The 18,671-nt window shown below is 58.7% G+C and carries 17 protein-coding genes and 4 pseudogenes; 10 read left to right on the top strand and 11 right to left on the bottom strand.

Annotated features, from left to right (window positions below; all coding sequences use genetic code 11):
- Positions 1 to 59 precede the first annotated feature (59 nt).
- Both OCK01_RS25270 and OCK01_RS25265 read right to left on the bottom strand, forming a co-directional pair.
- Entirely contained in the window at positions 60 to 1,082 is a 1,023-nt protein-coding gene (locus OCK01_RS25270) for a galactitol-1-phosphate 5-dehydrogenase (RefSeq protein WP_263826360.1), read from the bottom strand.
- A 96-nt stretch (positions 1,083 to 1,178) separates the two neighbouring features.
- On the bottom strand, positions 1,179 to 2,162 hold the full coding sequence (locus OCK01_RS25265; RefSeq protein ID WP_263826359.1) for a substrate-binding domain-containing protein: 984 nt from the start codon (positions 2,160 to 2,162) through the stop codon (positions 1,179 to 1,181).
- Between the two features lie 607 nt (positions 2,163 to 2,769).
- Between OCK01_RS25265 and OCK01_RS25260 the strand changes: the two genes are divergently transcribed.
- Both OCK01_RS25260 and OCK01_RS25255 read left to right on the top strand, forming a co-directional pair.
- A complete protein-coding gene (locus tag OCK01_RS25260) occupies positions 2,770 to 4,110 on the top strand; it encodes an amidase (protein WP_263826358.1) in 1,341 nt (446 codons plus the stop codon).
- A 111-nt stretch (positions 4,111 to 4,221) separates the two neighbouring features.
- Positions 4,222 to 5,613 (top strand): annotated as a pseudogene (locus tag OCK01_RS25255) (IS3 family transposase).
- A gap of 74 nt (positions 5,614 to 5,687) precedes the next feature.
- Here the strand turns inward: OCK01_RS25255 and OCK01_RS25250 are convergent.
- From OCK01_RS25250 to OCK01_RS25230, 5 genes and pseudogenes are all read right to left on the bottom strand, one after another.
- Positions 5,688 to 5,792: pseudogene (locus OCK01_RS25250) on the bottom strand (IS110 family transposase); the annotation flags it as partial.
- Positions 5,793 to 5,867: 75 nt separating this feature from the next.
- Positions 5,868 to 6,813, bottom strand: a pseudogene (locus OCK01_RS25245) (IS630 family transposase).
- Positions 6,814 to 6,939: 126 nt separating this feature from the next.
- A complete protein-coding gene (locus OCK01_RS25240; protein ID WP_263826357.1) occupies positions 6,940 to 7,404 on the bottom strand; it encodes a hypothetical protein in 465 nt (154 codons plus the stop codon).
- Between the two features lie 144 nt (positions 7,405 to 7,548).
- The gene (locus OCK01_RS25235) at positions 7,549 to 8,460 is read right to left on the bottom strand and encodes a DNA-methyltransferase (protein ID WP_263826356.1); all 912 of its coding nucleotides are present in this window, start codon (positions 8,458 to 8,460) and stop codon (positions 7,549 to 7,551) included.
- Between the two features lie 382 nt (positions 8,461 to 8,842).
- A pseudogene (locus tag OCK01_RS25230) lies at positions 8,843 to 9,135 on the bottom strand (IS630 family transposase); the annotation flags it as partial.
- A 744-nt stretch (positions 9,136 to 9,879) separates the two neighbouring features.
- Between OCK01_RS25230 and OCK01_RS25225 the strand changes: the two are divergent.
- From OCK01_RS25225 to OCK01_RS25210, 4 genes are all read left to right on the top strand, one after another.
- A complete protein-coding gene (locus tag OCK01_RS25225) occupies positions 9,880 to 11,403 on the top strand; it encodes a hypothetical protein (RefSeq protein WP_263826355.1) in 1,524 nt (507 codons plus the stop codon).
- Entirely contained in the window at positions 11,400 to 12,473 is a 1,074-nt protein-coding gene (locus OCK01_RS25220) for a hypothetical protein (RefSeq protein ID WP_263826354.1), read from the top strand. The genes OCK01_RS25225 and OCK01_RS25220 overlap by 4 nt, the downstream gene beginning before the upstream one ends.
- Positions 12,474 to 12,686: 213 nt before the next feature.
- Positions 12,687 to 13,229, top strand: a complete 543-nt coding sequence (locus OCK01_RS25215) for a hypothetical protein (protein ID WP_263826353.1) — start codon at positions 12,687 to 12,689, stop codon at positions 13,227 to 13,229.
- Positions 13,222 to 13,665 carry a hypothetical protein gene (locus OCK01_RS25210; RefSeq protein ID WP_263826352.1) on the top strand — a complete coding sequence of 148 codons (444 nt, stop codon included), beginning with the start codon at positions 13,222 to 13,224 and terminating at the stop codon, positions 13,663 to 13,665. The genes OCK01_RS25215 and OCK01_RS25210 overlap by 8 nt, the downstream gene beginning before the upstream one ends.
- Positions 13,666 to 13,693: 28 nt before the next feature.
- Here the strand turns inward: OCK01_RS25210 and OCK01_RS25205 are convergent, their stop codons facing one another.
- Positions 13,694 to 13,912: a hypothetical protein gene (locus tag OCK01_RS25205; RefSeq protein ID WP_263826351.1), complete on the bottom strand. Its 219-nt coding sequence runs from the start codon at positions 13,910 to 13,912 to the stop codon at positions 13,694 to 13,696.
- Positions 13,913 to 13,955: 43 nt separating this feature from the next.
- On the opposite strand from OCK01_RS25205, the gene OCK01_RS25200 reads away from it, so the two are divergent.
- The 4 genes from OCK01_RS25200 (at position 13,956) to OCK01_RS25185 (ending at position 16,411) form a co-directional block, all read left to right on the top strand.
- The gene (locus OCK01_RS25200; RefSeq protein ID WP_263826350.1) at positions 13,956 to 14,438 is read left to right on the top strand and encodes a hypothetical protein; all 483 of its coding nucleotides are present in this window, start codon (positions 13,956 to 13,958) and stop codon (positions 14,436 to 14,438) included.
- A complete protein-coding gene (locus OCK01_RS25195) occupies positions 14,435 to 14,956 on the top strand; it encodes a hypothetical protein (RefSeq protein WP_263826349.1) in 522 nt (173 codons plus the stop codon). Before OCK01_RS25200 ends, OCK01_RS25195 begins: the two co-directional genes overlap by 4 nt.
- Before the next feature lie 258 nt (positions 14,957 to 15,214).
- Positions 15,215 to 15,859, top strand: a complete 645-nt coding sequence (locus tag OCK01_RS25190; protein ID WP_263826348.1) for a hypothetical protein — start codon at positions 15,215 to 15,217, stop codon at positions 15,857 to 15,859.
- Positions 15,860 to 16,090: 231 nt separating this feature from the next.
- Complete coding sequence (locus OCK01_RS25185; RefSeq protein WP_263826347.1) at positions 16,091 to 16,411, top strand: hypothetical protein; 321 nt, start codon at positions 16,091 to 16,093, stop codon at positions 16,409 to 16,411.
- 155 nt (positions 16,412 to 16,566) lie between these two features.
- Here the strand turns inward: OCK01_RS25185 and OCK01_RS25180 are convergent, their stop codons facing one another.
- From OCK01_RS25180 to OCK01_RS25170, 3 genes are all read right to left on the bottom strand, one after another.
- Entirely contained in the window at positions 16,567 to 17,157 is a 591-nt protein-coding gene (locus OCK01_RS25180) for a hypothetical protein (protein WP_263826346.1), read from the bottom strand.
- Positions 17,158 to 17,414: 257 nt separating this feature from the next.
- Positions 17,415 to 17,729, bottom strand: a complete 315-nt coding sequence (locus OCK01_RS25175; protein WP_263826345.1) for a WGR domain-containing protein — start codon at positions 17,727 to 17,729, stop codon at positions 17,415 to 17,417.
- Between the two features lie 391 nt (positions 17,730 to 18,120).
- Positions 18,121 to 18,459 (bottom strand): hypothetical protein, encoded by a 339-nt coding sequence (locus OCK01_RS25170; RefSeq protein ID WP_263826344.1) that lies wholly within the window; start codon positions 18,457 to 18,459, stop codon positions 18,121 to 18,123.
- Positions 18,460 to 18,671 lie beyond the last annotated feature (212 nt).

Genomic DNA, 18,671 nt, shown 5'->3' with positions numbered 1-18,671 from the left:
ATATCCTCCTCCTGCCTGCCCATTCTCGCGCCCCGGCCTCCTGTCTCCGGGGCGTTCCGTCAGGGCCGGAACATGATCTTGGAAAAGAACAGGCCGCGATCGGTCTTGAGCGTCTCGAACATCGCCGGAAGCTCTTCGAGATCCAACTCATGGGTGATCATGAATTCCCACTTCAGGGCGCCGGACGCAAGCTTGTCGAGCGTCACCGTCCACTGCGGACCGGGATAAGGCGCGCCGAAGGAATTCCAGGATCCGTGGAGAGAGACTTCCTGCCGCAGGAAATGCTGGAAGGCGGCGTTGGTTAGCGGCACGTCGCCGACGGGAATGCCGATGAACACGACATGGCCGCCCGGCGCCGCCAGGCGCACGGCCGTATTGACCGAGCTCGGATGACCGGCCGCTTCGACGATGACGTCGGCGAGCAGCCCCTTCGGCAGCTCGGCGCCGGACAAGAAGGCATGGGTCGCGCCGGCCTGGCGGGCGAGTTCCAGCTTCTCTTCGGACACATCGACGGCCACGACCTCGCGGGCGCCCATCAACAGCATCCACTGGATGGCGAAGAGACCGATCGGCCCGCAGCCGATTACGGCGCCGCGATCACCCATGCGCACGCCGCCGGCTTTCCAGATGGCGTGAAGCGCGATCGAGGCGGGGTCGACCATGGCGGCGGCGCGGGGATCGCAGCCTTCAGGAGCCTTGAGCAGGTTCTCGACCGGCGCGCAGACCCATTCCGCATAAGCGCCGTCTCGGCGAGAACCGAAATAATCATAGTTGCGGCAGCGGGAGAAGTTGCCGGTGCTGCACTGGTCGCAGACGCCGCAGGGCAGCATCGGCGGGACGGTGACGAGATCGCCGAGAGCGAAGCCCGAAACGCCAGCGCCAAGTTCCTCGATCCGGCCGGAGAATTCGTGGCCGCAAATGATCGGCATGCGATGGGCGCCCTTGATCAGCATGCGCGGCAGATCCGACCCGCAGACGCCGACAGCGGCGACGCGCAGCAGAACCTCTCCGGCGGCCGGCGTGGGTTTAGGGCGATCTTCGAGGCGAATGTCTCCGGGAGAATAGAGAACGGCAGCGCGCATGAGGCAATTCCTTGGCGATGGAAAACGGTCCGCCGGCGCGGCTGCCGGCAGGGGAAATGGGAGGGGCGATCCGCCCCTCCCGTTCTGGCGTGGAGGTTACTTCTTGAGAATTTCCGGGCGATATTCGGCGAAGAGCGCCGTATGCGGGAATTTCGAGACGTTTTCGGGCGTCACGAGGGACGTTCCCGCATCGACAAAGGCCGGCACAGACTTCTTGGCGGCCGCTTCACGCGCCACCTGGATGGTGACGTCGCCGAGATATTGCGGATCGTTGAGGGCGGTCGCGACATATTGCTTGCCCGACGACATGGTCTCCAGCGCCTCCGACAGGCCGTCGACGCCGGCGATTAGCACGTCGGTGCGATTGTTCTCCGTGAGAACCTGCAGCGCGCCCAGCGCCATGTCGTCATTGTGCGCGTAGACCACCTTCACGTCCGGATTGGCCTGCAGCAGGTCCTGCATGGCGGTCACGGCGTTGGCGCGGATATATTCGGCATAGGGGCCTTCGGTGATGGTGTGGCCGGAGCCTTCGATGGCGGCATGGAAACCGTCGCGACGGTCCATCATCACGGCGCCGCCGGCATCGCCCTGGATTTCAATGATCTTGGCGTTGGTCACGCCATCGACCTTGAGACGGGCAACGACCGCTTCGCCGACCAGCTTGCCCATTGCCTTGTTGTCGCGGCCGACATGGGCGACGACCTGGCCGCCCTTGACCGGACGGTCGACGGTGATGACCGGAATGCCTGCCGCTGCTGCAGCTTCGAGCGAGGGCGCGACAGCTTCCGGATTGACCGGATTGATGATGATCGCGTTGACGCCCTGGGTGATCAGGTCCTGGATGTCGTTGTTCTGTTTGCTCACATCGCCATTGGCGTCGAGAAAGACGAGCGTGTCGCCGGACGCCTTGGCGGCGGCCTCGGCGCCGTTCTTGAGCTGGACATAGAAAGGCGACTGCAGGGTCACCTGGCTGAAGCCTATTTTCAAGCCTTCGGCATAGGCTGGCGCGGAAACGGCCAAAGCGGCGATGAGCGATCCTGCGGCCATCAGACCGGCGATGAAGTGGCGACGCGTATTCATTGGAAAACCTCCCGGTTGAAACAGAGACGAATTGCCCTCCTCAGCAATCCAGCATTTGTGATATTAATTCACTTCTGCTGTTTCAAGGTCACCATGAGGCGGCACGATCTGTCAACCGCAGCGCTCGGGCAAAAGTAAGAAAACTTATATCCATATATTTTCACTTGCTTTTTTCACACCGTTCATCTGATCCACCGACCATTGGAAGATCAGCCTCCGGGGGAGAACAAAGTTCAAATGACCGACGAGCCAACGGGAGCTTCCTTCAGATGCAGGAATTTCCCACCAATGCAGCGTGTGGATCACAGCGAAAAGCCATGCCTCCCGAGACTCGGTTTTCTCGTCCGATTTCCAACGGACAATCGCGCCGTCGCGAATGCCTGTGGCAGCCCCTTTTCACAATGAAGGAAGCTTGGGAACAAGGACGCCGCCTGGCATGGACCGCGACCGCGGGGTGACGGATGACCAACGCCCTCGGCATCGCTTCGCGTCGACGGGTTAATAACAATTGGTAATTAACCGCGCGCTTCACGGAATTAGGGCGCTAACGAGCTTCCTGTTAGCTTGCATAGGAAGGTCGCTTGGACCGGCAGATGGACCGAAAGCAATGGCAGACAACATTCCTCCGTCGATTGCCGAGTTACAGCAGCGCTACGACGCTGGCCTGTCTCCAGTCCGCGTCATTGAAGATTGCCTGGAGCGGATCGCGTCCAGCAACGATCGGATCAATGCGATGATCTTCGTCGGTGGCGAGGAGGCTCTCGAACAGGCATATGCTCTCGAAGCGGAGCTTCGATCCGGCCGGTCGCGCGGGCCTCTGCATGGAATTCCCGTTGCCGTCAAGGATGTCATCGACGTGAAGGGCTGGCCGACGACTTCGGGTTCGCGTCTGTTCGGCGATCATGTCGCTGCCGACGACGCCATCTGCATCCAGAACCTTCGCGCTGCAGGAGGCGTGATTGTCGGCAAGACAAATCTGCATCAGCTGACGGCTGGCGGTCACGACAATCCATGGTTCGGCAAGGTCGTCAATCCTTTGAACCCAACGCATGGAACCGGGGGCACCAGCAGCGGCTCGGCCGCCGCCGTCGCCGCCGGCTTTTGCCTTGCAGCGCTGGGCACGGATACCGGTGGGTCAAACGGCTCGACTGCAGCGGCGACCGGACTCGTTGGGTTCAAGCCGACAAACGGGTGTGTCGACACGCGCGGGGTTCGACCGACCGCTCCGAGCCTCGACGTCATCGGCCCCATCGCGAGCAGCATAGAAGATGCGCGGCTCGTTCACTTCGCCGCCCTCGGGGGCGCAACACCAGGCGCAGAGACGATCCCGCTTGCCGGGCTGCGCATCGGCCTCTGTTCCGATCTTTATGCCTCCCGCGTCGATCCGGTCGTGGCCGGGGCCCATGAAAGACTCCTCCGCGCATTGACGGCGGCGGGCGCGCGATCGACTCCGCTTGCATTTCCTCTTGCCGGGGCGGTCAAAGACGCGGGCCTGACCATCCTGCAATATGAATTCGCGGCCTGCTATGCCGATCGCATCGAGGCCGCCCCGGACGCTGTCGGATCTGCCGCGCGCGACTTCGCGGCAGGCGGTCGCGCCATCTCCTCCGCCGCCTATGAGCGCGCGTTGATGTTACGCCGCCAGGCGCGCGTGGAGTTTCTGGAGCTGATGTCGTCGGTCGACCTCGTGCTCGCGCCCGTCGCGCCCGGCCTGGCGCCGCGCCTGTCCGACGAGATGAGCGCCGTCGGCGATACATGGACGCCGTATGGCCCGGCAGGCGGCAGCTTCCGTCGCTGGGCGAATTTCTTCGGTCTTCCGGCGCTCGCTATGCCCTTGCCGACACCGGGCGACCTGCCCGCATCCATTCAAATCTCCACGCTGCCCGACACCGACGCGTTGCTGTTCTCGCTGGCCGAGGCAGTGTTTCGCGCGGAGGAGGCGCGTTGAGGTGTGAAACCACGACGTCCACTGTCCGACATCAGCGCCCATGAGACAGAAGTGGCTTAATTGAGAAGAGAGGATTTTCGGCTCATCGTAGCTCACTCAAAGGAAGCGAAGATGAGACAAAAATCCGGGCCGCAGACATCGGCAGCAGAGAAGACGATCAAGGACATCCGCCGCGCCACGCGCAAGCACCATTCAGCCGAGGACAAAATCCGCATTGTGTTGGAAGGGTTGCGTGGTGAGGACAGCATCGCCGCGATATGCCGCCGTGAAGGGATTGCCGAGAGCCTGTATTATAGCTGGTCCAAGGAATTCCTCGAAGCTGGCAAGAAGCGGCTCGCCGGTGATACCGCTCGTTCAGCGACCAGTGACGAGGTCAAGGCGCTGCGCCGTGAAAGCCGCGACCTGAAAGAGGCGCTGGCTGATCTCACCCTGGAAAACCGCCTGCTCAAAAAAAGCGTGATCGGGCCCTCTCGGTGAATGCGCTGCATTCACCTGCCGGGTGAGAGATGGGGGCGACGACGAATGAGATACCCCGCCACCGAGAAGCTTGAGATCATCCGGTTGGTCGAGCAATCGCACCTGTCGGCCAGACAAACCCTCGACCGGCTCGGCATTCCAAGGCCGACCTTCTATCGCTGGTATGATCGTTTCCTAACCCACGGTGTCGAGGGGCTGGAAGACCGGACATCCGCGCCGTCACGGGTGTGGAACCGCATTCCCGACGATGTCCGCGACCGTATCGTCACCATGGCGCTCGACCATGCCGATCTGTCGCCACGCGAGCTGGCGGTAAAGTTCACCGACACGGAAAGCTATTTCGTCTCAGAGGCTTCGGTCTATCGCCTGCTCAAGGCCCATGACCTGATCACCTCGCCAGCCTATATCGTCATCAAGGCCAATGACGAGTTCAAGGACAAGACCACGCGGCCGAACGAGATGTGGCAAACCGACTTCACCTACCTGAAGGTCATCGGCTGGGGATGGTTTTACCTCTCGACCATTCTCGATGATTATTCCCGCTACATTATCGCCTGGAAGCTGTGCAGCAGCATGAAAGTGGACGATGTCACCGACACGCTCGACCTGGCTCTGGCCGCTTCAGGCTGCGACAAGGTCAGGGTCGAACATCGACCGCGTCTGCTGTCCGACAACGGCCCTTGTTACGTCGCTTCTGATCTCGGCGAATGGCTGGAGAAATACAAAATCAATCAGGTCCATGGCGCTCCCGGCCATCCGCAAACGCAGGGCAAGATCGAACGCTGGCACCAGACGCTGAAGAACCGCATCCTGCTCGAAAACTACTTCTTCCAGGAGGACCTCGACGCTCAGATCGCGGCCTTCATCGAGCATTACAACCATCGCCGATACCACGAGAGCCTCGACAATCTCACGCCCGCCGACGTCTACTTCGGGCGCGGCGCGACCATCCTGCTCCAACGTGAAAGGATCAAACGAGACACCATCAGACAGCGCCGCTTGAACCACCAAGCCAAAGCGGCTTAAATCAACCCGCTAACAGAGCCGGAAACTCCATTCTTCCAAAGCCTAAAAAGTCTCAAATCATTCGACGACGGACACTGTCGCTTCAAGAGCAAGTTGGACAGGTTCTTCGACCTGTTCTTTGCAGCAGTCCTGTCCTTGATGAGGGCCAAACGCGCCACATGCAACTCCTTCAGGTCATTGGAGATTTGCGTGTTGGCGTCAAGAATGCGGGCGGACGAAAATTTGGACCACCAAGGCTCTAGAGCAGATTCGACTTATTCCGGGTCATAACCTGCGGCTTCGAAATAGTGGGCGCATTCATCCGGTTTAAAGGCTTTAAGGCATGCTGCCACGGCGGACCACAGTTCATCGATCGTTCGAGCGGCGGCCTTCCTCAACAGGGCCTTGAGTTTGGAGAAGGCCATTTCGATGGGATTGAAATCGGGCAAATAGGGCGGCAGGTAAAGCACTCTTGCTCTGGCGTTTTCGATCACGTTTCGCACGCCGGCGATCTTATGGGCGGGCAGATTGTCCATGATCACGATGTCGCCGGGTTCCAGCGTCGGCGCAAGCACCTGATCGACGTAAGCAAGGAAGGCAGGGCCGGTCATCGGGCCGTCCAGCAGCATCGCCGCTGTCATGCCGTTCAGGCGCAGACCCGCCGTGAAAGTGGTCGTCTTCCAATGCCCATGCGGCACGGACGCCCGGCATCGATAGCTTTCGGGCTGCGACCACGAAGCCGGGCCATCTTCGTCGAGGCAGCCGTTTCATCGATGAAGATCAGTTTAGCGGGGTCGAGGTCTGGCTGGTTGTCGAACCAGTCCCTGCGGGCGCGCAGGACATCGGCGCGTTGCTGTTCGCTGGCATGCGCCGTCTTTTTTTGAACGTGATGCCGCGCTTGTCGAGGAACATCCAGATCGTCGAGCCGACGACCTGGACCCCGTGTTGCGACATCAGCCTTTCGGCGATCTCTGCCAGTGTCATGTCCGGAGCGTCCTCGATCAGCCCGAGGATGAAGCCTTCATACGGGTCCAGCTTGGAGCGTGATGGCTGGCCCTGCTTGCGTGCGACCGTCTCACCGGTCTGGCGATAGCGGCGATACCAACTCCCCGCCGTGGCGATCCCTATCCGGAAACGTCGCGCCGCCTCCCGCGTCGATAGGCCCTCTTCGATCGCTGAAATCACACGGCTGTGGAGATCGGAACTCAGGCTGCGAGACATCTTCATCCTCCTGGCAAATAACCACGACAATGAATCAGATCGCGTCATAAAGGGGAACCCCACCGACTCAGGGTTCAGACAAAATGCTCTAGAGTTTGTAGTCCCGCTTTTTTTCCGGCAATCGACTCAGTGCGGTCGCACGTTATCGCCGGTTGATGGCTCTCGCCCGCGGCGGCGATTGGTTTGCACCTTGATCGCCGCGGACAATCCATCGGCAGCGACGCGAATGAGGGCGTCAGTCTCCTGCGGACGGATCACCGTATCATCAATGGCAAGAAGCGCCATAAGTACGATACTCCAGCCGCTGTCTCGAACGGCCGCCGCAAGGTCAGCCGCTGTAGCATCGCATGGGAGCGAAACGATTTTCTCGTCCCGGCGCTTACTTGCCGAATCAACGATGTCCATCCATCCGGGCCGATCTATCCAAAGCTCCATCCCACTTTTTACGAGCGACATCGATCGAACACGCGGAGGCAGGCGCTCGAGGTACTCAACAAATTCGTCGAGAGCTTCGGCAAGCGGCATCATGAACGCGCGGTTAATCTTCGTTCTATCGTCCTGAAAGTCGGAAAGGGATTCGACGTGGGTCATGCAACTTATCCTTATAGTGAGAGGGTGTGGTATGCTCCGTTTGCTGACATCGGAGCGAAAAATTCCAAGTTGGCCATTCGCTTGGCAGTTGAGCCAACGCAAAGAGACTACCTTTGGGGCGGCCTCAAAACGCTATCGTCGTTGTTATCCCGCGCACTGAAGAGTTTCGCGAGGATTGTTCACTATTTCCGTGTCGCTCGGGTGCTTCACCAATCCAACTCGCGCATCCCGTCGCGATGACGATCGCTTAAGTGGACCCACGATATCGCCCTCGGCTTTGATGACGGACTTGGCAAGTCTGCGGCTCGCGATCCCGAAATACGCCTCAGCGATCTCAATGCCGACGAAATCGCGACCGTGAGCAAGCGCCATCTTTCCAGTAGTTCCGCTGCCCATGAACGGGTCGAGCACGAGGTCACCCGGTTGCGACCAAGACAAGATGTGGTCCCGCGCGAGAGCTTCCGGAAATATTGCCGGATGATCATAAACATAGTCCTCGGTTGCAGATTTTCGGTAGCCGGTGGAATACCCCCAGACATTTGAGCGGGCACCCATCCTTGCCACTGCCTTATCCTTGCCGGTGGCGTGAGACGGTAACATGGTTCCATCTGTCTGTCGGACCGTGCCGCTCAAGACTCGGCCCGCGCTCTTGTTGAAGCGGTCGCGGATAAGTTCAAAGGTGCGGATCGGGCCTTTCGACAAAACGAACATAAAGTCGAAGGCTCCGGGATATTTCTTGTGACCGCTGCGTGGAAAAGCCATGTCGGTCTTTTGGTAGATCATCGTGTCCGCGAGGTTGAAGCCGCACGCGTCTCGCAGGAAAAGAGCTTGGCGAAAACTGGTGCCGGTCTCGCATCCTTTGATCGTCGCATCACCGGCGATCCATACAACGACTCCGCCGGGCTTCGTCACGCGATAGAGTTCTCGAGCGACGGTCTCGAAATCGAATTCGAAACCCTTGTAGCTGCGGAGATTGTCATACGGCGGGCTCGTCACGGTAAGGTCGACGGAGTCTGTGGCAAGTTCGGAGAGGCGTTTCGCGCTGTCCCCGAGCATGAGCCTGGCTTTTGGTGTCGTAACGTCTATGCGGCAGCTGCAATTCATGCCGATCCCTTCTCAATCTTTGGACAGCCGACGGCATGCTCCGTTGCGCAAGGCAATGAAGTTTGACATTCGACTTTGGTCATCTGGTGAATCGAGATAACGAGTCATTGGTCGTTCGGCAGGACATGCCGTCAGGTGAAACCTTAGATGGTCGTTTTCGATTTTGTCGCCGGTTATTGCCGACAAGAATTATGGTTGCCCGGCTTTGCGTGGACGTCTAGCCAAAAAATGCGGTGCGTTGATTTTTTCCGATCACGCCCAGGACACTAGTCGTTCCACTGAAGATGGACTTGAGATCAATTACTCCCGCTTGTCGCTACTGCTAAACTGATCCGAGCTTACTCCTGCGCGCCGCCGACACGCGCTCGGCGCCCAGTCGGGTGCCCCTCTCGTTGAGGGTGATGCCCTTCGACGCGTCCCGATGATGAACGTCTCATGCGTGTCCAGCCTCGACCCGCCTGGCCGACCCTGTTTGGCGGGAGACAGTCCCTGACGGGCGCTCGCTATTTAGGAGATCGCGGTCGAAATCCCAATCCCGAACCGCGCCGCCGCCGAACGGGCTGGCATCCCTTCTGCGGAAGCCGCCAAGGCCCGGCTGTGAATATCACTACTCAGCGCTCTTGCCATATCACCCAACTGCCAAATTAACAGCAGGAAGGAAAATCCCCGCACGATCCCGGGATCTGTAGAGCGACGGAAACTGCCGCGGCGATAGCAGTGTCGACATGACATGCCTCTCGGACTGCGCACAGCCGCAGTCCGGCTTTCGAGCGTTCTGTCGCTGCGGCCCAATGCATTGCTCGGATCATCTCGCCTCGGCATGACCGCTTCCTTCCTTTAATCACTGCGTGAAGTTTTGGCCGTGGGCTTGCAAGCGACAAAACCAGGCACACGGCCGATTGGTGAAAACGTGGAGATGTTCGAGCATAGCGCCCACGAGAGACGCAAGTCTCATCTCCGTCTGTGCAAGCGCATGCGCGCACGCGTGTACGCACTATCTTCTAGGATTGTGCCAAAGTTGACAATTTGGACACGGCTTTAGTCCTTGCACTGTCAAGCGTCGTCAACAGTGTTTTGCACCCAAGAATCCCAGAACAACCCTTTCACGACACACGTCTTAAACCCACAAATCCCGTACATTTTTCGTGTTTTAGCCCAAAATCACGAATACCGTGGATCTATAGCATCACTACTGTCCCGATTTGCCATAAATATCAGTGTTTTGCATCATAGACCCAAGCCGAGAAATTTTGGGTTCATAACATCACTACGAACAATTGTCCGTCTTGAACCCAAACACAAAAATCTTGGGCCTAAGAACTTGCTTCGCGCTCCGCCGGCGACAATCATACTTATAGCGGAGGACAGAAAATGAATTTCCACAGACGCAATTTCCAGCCGAAGAACCGCGGCGACATAGCTAAGTCTCTCGACAAGCCGACGGCTCTGTCTGTCGTTGCTCCGGAGTCGCCGAGACCCTTGGAGCTGCTGCTCGGCGTGACCTACGACCGCGAGGCCACGCTGACTGCCGACGACGCCGCGTTGCACGAGCTGCTGATGACTGTCGCGCTGCACTCCGACGCCGAGCTGCAGCAAGAGACACACTCCGTCCCCATGCGGCATGTTCTACGCTACCTGGGCACTGAGGCTCGCCGCGACGCAGTTAAGGACAGTCTTGGACGTCTCATGAGGAACACCGTGTCCTTCGGCCCTTACGAGCAAGTGCCGCTGCTCTTGTATTGGCTTGAGCGTGCCGACAGCGAAAAACTCGTTCATTTCGCGCTCCCGGCTCCGATTAAGACCGCGCTGACGGCTCAGTCAGCGTATGCATATGTCGAAGTCGCCGCGCTGCCTGCTATGCGCTCAAAATTCATCACCCGTCTTTATAAAGCCCTCGTCGCCGCGCTGAAGGCTACTGGCCGCCGCTGGGTAAAGAACGGAGACAATAAGGTGACCGTGACCGCGACGGTCGAGCAGGTTGCTGACTGGATTTGCTTTCCCCGCGAGAAAGATGGCAGCGTCCGTCCAGGGAAGCTCCGGGAGCGTGTCCTGGACATCGCCGCCGCTCAGTTCCAGGACGTACAAGCTTTCGGACTAAAAGTCGTCCCGGTCTCTGCGAAGACCCGCGGCAATCCGCTCGTCGAAGTCCGCTTCGAGTTGTCACTGAATCCTCCGTCTCATCACCACAGCCGCGCATTATTTGACGCAAGCGGAATCCGCCAGTTCGGTGGCGTCGACGCTCCTGAATACCGTGTTCGTCAAGACGTATGGCTGAAGGTTTCAGGCTATTTCCTGTCAGATTTTCCCGACCTGTCGCACGGTGTTCTGTTCGGACTTTGGACAGCATCTATCAAAGAAATGCTTGATGAGATGCCGCTGTCAGACGGTTACGCGACCCGCAGATATCGCGGGGACAGGCTGCGCCAGGAAATCGCCAAGCGCGGCGCCGATGAGGCGGCTTGGCAGTGGGCGATGGAAGAAGCCGAAAATCCAGATCTCGTCAGGCTGTCGAAATCGGAGCGCAAGGAGCTTGCAAATGCTGGCGAGGCCGCACGCCGTAAACGCGTGTGGGGTGATAATGCGCGCAAGATCGAACCAGTCTTCGTTGAGACGAAGCCTGTCGAAACACCTTCTGTCTCTTTCGACGAGGCGTCTGAGATTTGGATCAATGTCGGCGACGAGCTTCCTCTGCAGACGATAGATGACCTCGTGCTCGAGCAGCTCGACCGTTACCGGGACTGGCGCGGCACCGAAGACAAGACGATCCAGGTACGCTGGTGGCTGCGAGGAAATCTGGATTTCATGACTTTCAAGAAGCCAGCGACCGCGGACGATATCGAAACCATAATGAGTCGCGTCGGCAGATACGTCGACAGCGTGGAGTACGTAGCATGAGACACAATGAGAGAGCGACTCCAAAGACCGTGAAGCGTCCTGCCGACCCGTCCGAAATCCGTCCGAAGTTGCGCTTTCTTCTTTCCGACGAAGCCCGGAAAGAAGGAAAAATGATGGTCAGGAATTTCGGCGGCTACACATTGAGCCGTCCGGCTGATGACACGCGCTCCCAGTTTTCAGCAATCGCCCGTCAGATCAAAGAAGGCCGCTATCCCAACATCGCTGCTGCTGACTCGCTCATGGGCGGTGTCCTCATTCAGTCCGTTGAGAAAATCGCAGGCGGATTTAGGCAGCCAGAATGGATGCTTTGGCACCAGAGCTGGGCGAATGCCTTGGCTAACGGCTGGCCGAGTATGATGGAAGGTGCCGCGAAGCGCATGATGACGCGTGACGAGCGGTTCTTGCCTCGAATGATTGACGACGAAACGGCTATGCTACCGAGCACGACTGTCGACGCGGTGCGCGCTGGCGGCGGGGCGTACGCAAGGGGCTCCGCAGACTGGACCCCGTCGCGCGAAGTCGCTGTATTTCGCCGCTACCGTGAATTCGTTTCGTACCTCGAGGACTCCGCTGACGGCGACGATACAATCCGCGTCGTGGAAGACCCGCGCGTGACAAAGAATTATTCGGTTTACCTCGCGCTGGAATCTGGCCAGAACGGCGGAGTTGCCGTCATCGTAGCTCGTAAAGGCATTACCCCTGCAGCGAGAGCGGGGACGACTGTTGCACTCGACCCTACGACTTCGAAAATAGCTCTTGCAGCCGCGATGTCGACGGAAAGAATGATGGAGCTTGGACGCCTTATTCTCACACCGGGCGCAGCCGATCCAGCAGCCGTCATCGAATTCACAGCGGGTCTAAGCGGACTCCAGAAGACTCCGTATGACGCTAATTCAGGATCTGCGTCTCGCCCGGCGCCAGCAACAAAGCCACCGTCGCTCGACGATGAGCTTTGGGATCGGATCCCCCGCGACAAACGCCGCGAGTACATCAGAGCGATGGCTCTCGGCCTGCGCCGAGGCGTCCATCCCGATCACACTGTCGAAGAGTTGCTCGCCGCCGCCGCGTGAATTCTCATGGACGAATCCATGTGATCGATCGCGCATTCTTAACCCTGCCGACGCCTTTGTTTGTCGGTGGAGCTCTCAAAGACATCGGGTCCTGCTATCTAAGGATACGAACAAGGACGCTACCGATGACTGCAGGACTCCGAATAGCCATAGCCGTCGCCTGATCCGCCCTGCGCGGAGCCGCACGCTCATGCCTATTCCAGGAGTCTTCTCATGTCCTTTACGCGCAAATTTTACACTGCCGATCTGCATTTCGGCCATTCCAAAATCCGAGATTACTGTCCCGCCACGCGCGATTTCGCGAGCGTGGAGGAGATGGACTCCGAGATCTTTACTCGTGTCCAGGAGCGCGTCTCCGCATCCGACCTACTCTATATCCTCGGCGATTTCGCAGTGTGTCCAGATCCGGAGTACGTCCGACACTGTTTTCACATGCTGCCCGGCCGTAAACGTCTGATCCTTGGAAATCACGACATCGATAAGAAAGGCCGCGTACGAAAAGATCTCGCCGATCTCCCTTGGGATCGCCCTCCGACGCACGCGCTCGGGACGACGGACGTAGGCTGCCGTCTGTATTTGCATCACTACGCATGCCGGACTTGGCCTGCAGCGCACAACGGCAGCTATCATCTCTACGGCCACTCGCATGGCAATTTGCCGCCTCTTGGACGCTCCCGTGACGTCGGTATCGACTGCGCCGACACCCACTTTGCCCCGATGTCCTTTGCCGAAATCAAGGAGACGCTCGATGTCTGACCGCTTTCCGCTCCGCCCCGACGAAACCTGGCACGCTGAAATGCGCGCACGTTACGGCGATGCTGTCCCCGCGCTCGAGCACATGCGATTCCGCCGCGGCCTTCAGACCCTAGTCGCCGATTTTTTCGAGCAGTTTCACGACCGCGAATACCAGCGCCTGGTTGCCGTTCACAGCATCGTAACCCGAAACGCGGGATTCGTTGTCCTTGACGCTCGCGGCCATTTTGGTTTGCCGTATGGTGAGTACGGCGCCGTCGATGCGCTGCTGTCGACGACTCAAGAGCGCCTCTCCGAAGCTTGCGAGCACTGCGGTGCGGTCGGCGAAATCGTTGCGAAGACCGGATTGGAGGCGCTGCTCGATGACCCCGACGCTGCCCTCGGCGACCGCCTTTTGTGCAACGAGTGCTATGAAAAGTGGAGACACCGCGATGATTGAATCTCCGATGCCGCCGGGTTGGCGCGCTCTAGTCGCCGAAATGCACATCGCTATCCAGCGCAATTTTCCCACCGTCCGCGTCACTGAGCTGTCCTCCGCGCGCGGCTGGCTGCATGTCCGCGTTGCCGACAGAAGCCTGGATCACGACTCCCGAAATCGTCTCGACCGAATGCTTCAAAAATTCGTCAGCCAGTCGCTTTCGACGTGCATGTGTTGTGGCTCCGACCACGGTCGCGACCGCGTTCATCGAAACCGCGTGACGTGTGACGAATGCGAAGAGAAGTGCTGCGATGCCTGATTTTAACCGGATCCAAAAAGACGACCTTGTCGCCGAATTACCCGGCGTTTTCGACGACGCTCGATACACCGATGTCGGTGTTGGCTGGCTCGGCCTTGTGCGCGAATTCGTCGCCGAGGCGCTGCCGCACGATTCCACGCTCACTGTCTACGAACTGAAAGAAAAGTGGGGCAGCCTCAGAATTTGGGCTGACACCGATGTCCTCGGCTCACGTCTGGCGAAGGCAAAGGCCGAGATTAAGAGCGCGTGCACATGCGAGGCCTGCGGCGCCGAAGGATTCATCCGTCGCCCGCCGCCGACCCGTATGGCGTGGTGGAAGTGCCTTTGCGACGAGCATGCGTCCGAAGACCAGCGTGCATGGGGTGCGCGGCGCCGGGAGAGCGATGGGATGATGCAGATCGGTGGGCAGTGGTATCGCTACGACGCGGAGACGGATTCGATGGTGCCGTGCGAACCGCCGGAGAGGTTCCGATGAACGGAATTTCGCATCGCCGCCGCCGCCAAAGTCTCGGTGTTCCCAACCGTGTTTCCATCGAATCCATGGACCGCGAGAGCCTGCTTTGCGAAGCCATCATGCGCGACAAAGAAGTCGAGCGCACGCTTTCTGTCGTGTGGGAATCCGACGACGAGACGTGTAGACGCATCGGCTGGCATCTCGTCAAAAATACGGGAATGCTTTTCCATGTAGGCCGCAGACTTCTCGAACTCACGTCTCCCGGCAGCGCTCTCCTGCCACCGCCCGAATTCCGGCTTTGCAGAGAAACGGAGCCTACTGATGACGAAATCTTCTCGGCGCCGCTGTTGCAGCCGTGGAGCTTGCTGCTTTTTCAGAGCGGATCGTCGCCGGCGTACTGGCGGCTCGGCGGGACTGTGTATCATCCCGATCACGACTGCGTTTGGGTGACCGCCCGGCTGCTGTATCTCAACAGGGACAAGGCGATGGCGCAGACTGCGGAAGGCTGGGTGCGTTTAGGCAAAAGGATGAGCGCATGACGAGAGAGGAGAGGAAAGCGGAGTTGGCGACGATGTGCGCCCTGGAAATCCGTAGGACGCTGACGCTCATCCGGATGACTTTGAATGACGGCGTCCACGATATCGATGAAGCCATAGACATTGAATTCTGGTCTATGCTCACTCGGCTCCGGGGGAAGGCATTGAGCGAAAGGGACCTGCCGCTTCTGCGGGGACTTGTCGTCATTGAGATGTCAAGAAAAATTGGCCGTAGCAGCCGTGACGTCGAGAATTTCCGCCATGAGCGAACGCGGAGGGACGATGACACGAGGGATTAAAATCGACGTCGGCGCCGGATGGTCGGCAATCGCTCTCAATCTCATTGTTGTCGGATCTCGATACCCGGAGCAATGGAATTTTCGATTCCATCGTGCATGGCGCAACTGCGGTAGAATGAGAATCGCCGCCACGACAGACAGCGACGATCCCGTGGCTATCGAAGCCACGGTCGCGCTTGCGCAATTAGCATGGCGTCGAAGCGGTGAGACCTGTGAAATCTGTGGTCGCGATGCGCATCTTCGGCTCGGAAAACGGTACGCGCTGACGCTCTGCCGTGAGCACGAGCACCTTATTGGCGAGCGACACCCGGATGACGGCCGCATACGCGATCCCTGGGCTCGTCATGTCGGCAAAAGTCCGCTGACGGAAGGATATGACGATCCGGCGGCTGTGCGGGACGAGCTTCTGCAGATGTGGTCGCGCGGAGAAGCGGCAATGAGCGATGTCCAGGAGCTTCTCCAGATGTCGCGCGCGGAGGTTATGACGACGGCGATGGAGGCGGGCTATAGGCTGCATCTTGATGACGACCCCGACGCCGAATATGAGAAGGGCGCCGAGTTTGCGCGGTTGATCGCGGCTGCGGCTGATGATGGAACGCGACACTGAAGCAAGCATGATTGAGTGAACCACGGGTGACGGGTCCGTCGAAAACGGCGCGGAGGATGCGGTGCAATGGCTGCGTTAGCAAGTAACATGTTTTGGGCTGCCCAAAGGACCGAAGTTCGATGCCTTCAACGATCGCAAGTCGTTAAGCTTGCCGGCAATTGCGGGGCTCACATCGAATGTGGGTCCGTGTAGTGTCCTGTTCGGTTAGGCAGATAGGCAGAGGAACATGCAATGACGATTTTTACCAGTCGGAATCCAGCTGGCCAGGCCGCCATGGAGCTATGCCTGTTGACCGCGGGAATCGCGACGACGCTTGCTGACGCCCATGCCGCCGGCAGACAGGCTGCAGAACGTGCCCGCGAGCGCCGCGCAGCATACAGGTTTGCCTGCGACTTGGCGGAGGCTCGCGGTCGAGCAGACAACCTGGGCCAGGTGGCCATCGCGGCTGTTCGTCATGTCGCAAACTTGGAAGCCGAAGTTCGTCGTCTGCAGGCCGCACTTAATCAGCGCCAGGCCCACATCGACCGGATGCGCGCACGAGGCAACGCATGAGCACAATTGAGGATATTTCTGACGAGGGCTTGGTCCGCAAGTTCGGCGACGTCATGCACGAGTTGCCGGAATTATATCAAGCACTTCGGCGGGCAAAGATCGAACACCACCTGCGACTTGACCCTGGTGGTTTTAATATAAAGAGCGGCGCGGTGTCAGTGCAGCATGTAGGAATCGCTATGCGAATTCGCGTTGGCGGCGCCAGGCGCCAGCAGTAGCTCGCGGAAGCGGGTCGCTACCACTTGCCGCTTAGTCTCATCAGTTTCTTGGCAGGTTGGGATTTTTAAGATCGCGGGCGGTACTGCGTCCGGTCTGGGCCGGGTATAGGCGGGCTTGACACTTTTCGCCTCAAGGCTGCGCGCACAGGCTCTTATACTCGACATGCCAAGCTTAACGAGATCATCGTCGCTCAGTTGTAGCAGCCAATCCTGCTGCGCTACATTTAAGATAGACAAATCCATCGTAGCGCGTCCTGTAGCATCGGCACGGGCGTAAAGGCGCACCACCTCAGCCGGAGACATCGTGCTGGCGGCTGCATCGATGGCGGCCTGCCGTTGTTTTGCGGATCGTTCTGCGTATTCCACGTCCGAAATTTGGGTGTTTTTGAAACCCTCCGTGCGCGGCGGCGGCATGTGTCCGAAGACCCGTAAAATCGTCCCAAATATTGCCACGAGCAACCCCATGGCAGCCTCGAGCCACGTGGCTGGACTAAACAAGTCCCATGCAAATTTCTTTGGCTGTACCATTTTTGGTCTCCGGCTATGAGACTGAGTGTTTTGCCGGCGACTGCAAGCAACAAACGGCCGAACCACGGCCGGTTACACCTCGCTGACATGATAATCGGCAAGCATCCTGGATCGGCCCGCGTCAAAACGGCGAATCATGTTGCGCCGGGTCTCACTTACGCGAGACATACATGAACTCCACTGGCGCTCCAGCCGGCTAAGACGGACACTGGGTTCCAGCAGCGATAAATCTGTGACAACGGCAGTCCCTGGCGACATCAAGGCCGGAGATTGGACTCTTTCAGTCGTTGTAGTTCCCCCACGCGACAGTCGCCAACAGATTTGCTGCTTGCGACCGGCCGATAACCCCTCTGTCGTTTTTTTCGCGCCAGTTCGAGAAAACGGAAAACAGCATCTCGCTCAGTGGCGAATATCTCGCTTTTCTGTCCGCCGCACTTTCCGATCCTTCCCCAATTGCGCACGACAGCCACGTCACCGAGTAAAGTCGGCTCAATCGCGAGCGTATAGTAGCGCGCCAGATTCCTGGAGCGGTCGATTTTCTGACAATAAAGACGGTAAGGATAGAGAGGCATGCAGGCAGCATTGCTCGCTCGTCCCCTAACGTCCAACGACACTTATGAATCGATCGAGGCGCTCCGATTCATGCATTTGATGAGTGGATTTTGCGATCTGGCGTACCGGAATTGCTGGAGTTATAATGGGGCATTTCGTCGAGGATGCAGCCGAAACATCATGGCTCGCCTGCTCATTCAGCCAGACCAAGTCCTGCACATGCGAGCGATGAGCAGACCGCATTCCCGGCGCTCAGGCGTCACCTGTATACAGGCGCGCCATTTGGCTTCGGCACAAAAGATTTTGAAGGTGCCGACGACGATAGAAACGCCAAGTTCGCGCGGCTGATGGCGGCAGCAATGTACAAGGCACTGATATCTGCTCCGTTCGAGTGCAAATGAAAACGCCGTTTCATGTAGTAATGGGGGGAGGGGCTTCAGGAAACAGCAAATGCGGCTTGCGGCGGAATGACCAGGACTCATCGACATATTTGTCGATCAGGCCTCCAAAGACCTCGAAAGCCTCAGCTCGCGCGAAGCCTTGGTCGACAAGACGGTCAATCAACACGTCCCCGATTTTTTCCAAATGACCCAACATGTCGGTCTCGGCTGCCCGGGTCAGCATCCAATGCAGTGCTACCCTTGCAATGTCATCGCGCCCCGGACGTTTCCGTTCTCGCTGATTGTGTCGATAGCACTTTTGCCGTTTGCGTTGCCGCTCCAGCGTCTCGTCATATCCTGGTCTGGCCATCGCGCTCTCCTCGGTCTCTTCGATAATGTTAGGCGCACCGGCCCGCCGGCGCAAACGCCGTTATGCCCGAATCGGAACAATTGAGTCCCGAATCAGGAAATTCGGGTTCGGAATCAGAACAGCGCAATTTGTTTCGTAAGCGCGTAGGCCATCCCACGTATCTTTGAGCGTGCCGAGAGGGCATTTTCTGCATGAATCATGCGGGGAATCCT

The organism is Rhizobium sp. TRM95796, assembly GCF_025779995.1.
GTDB lineage: Bacteria > Pseudomonadota > Alphaproteobacteria > Rhizobiales > Rhizobiaceae > Rhizobium_E.
Note: the sequence above shows the minus strand (reverse complement) of the source record. Positions and strands in the feature narration are given on the sequence as shown.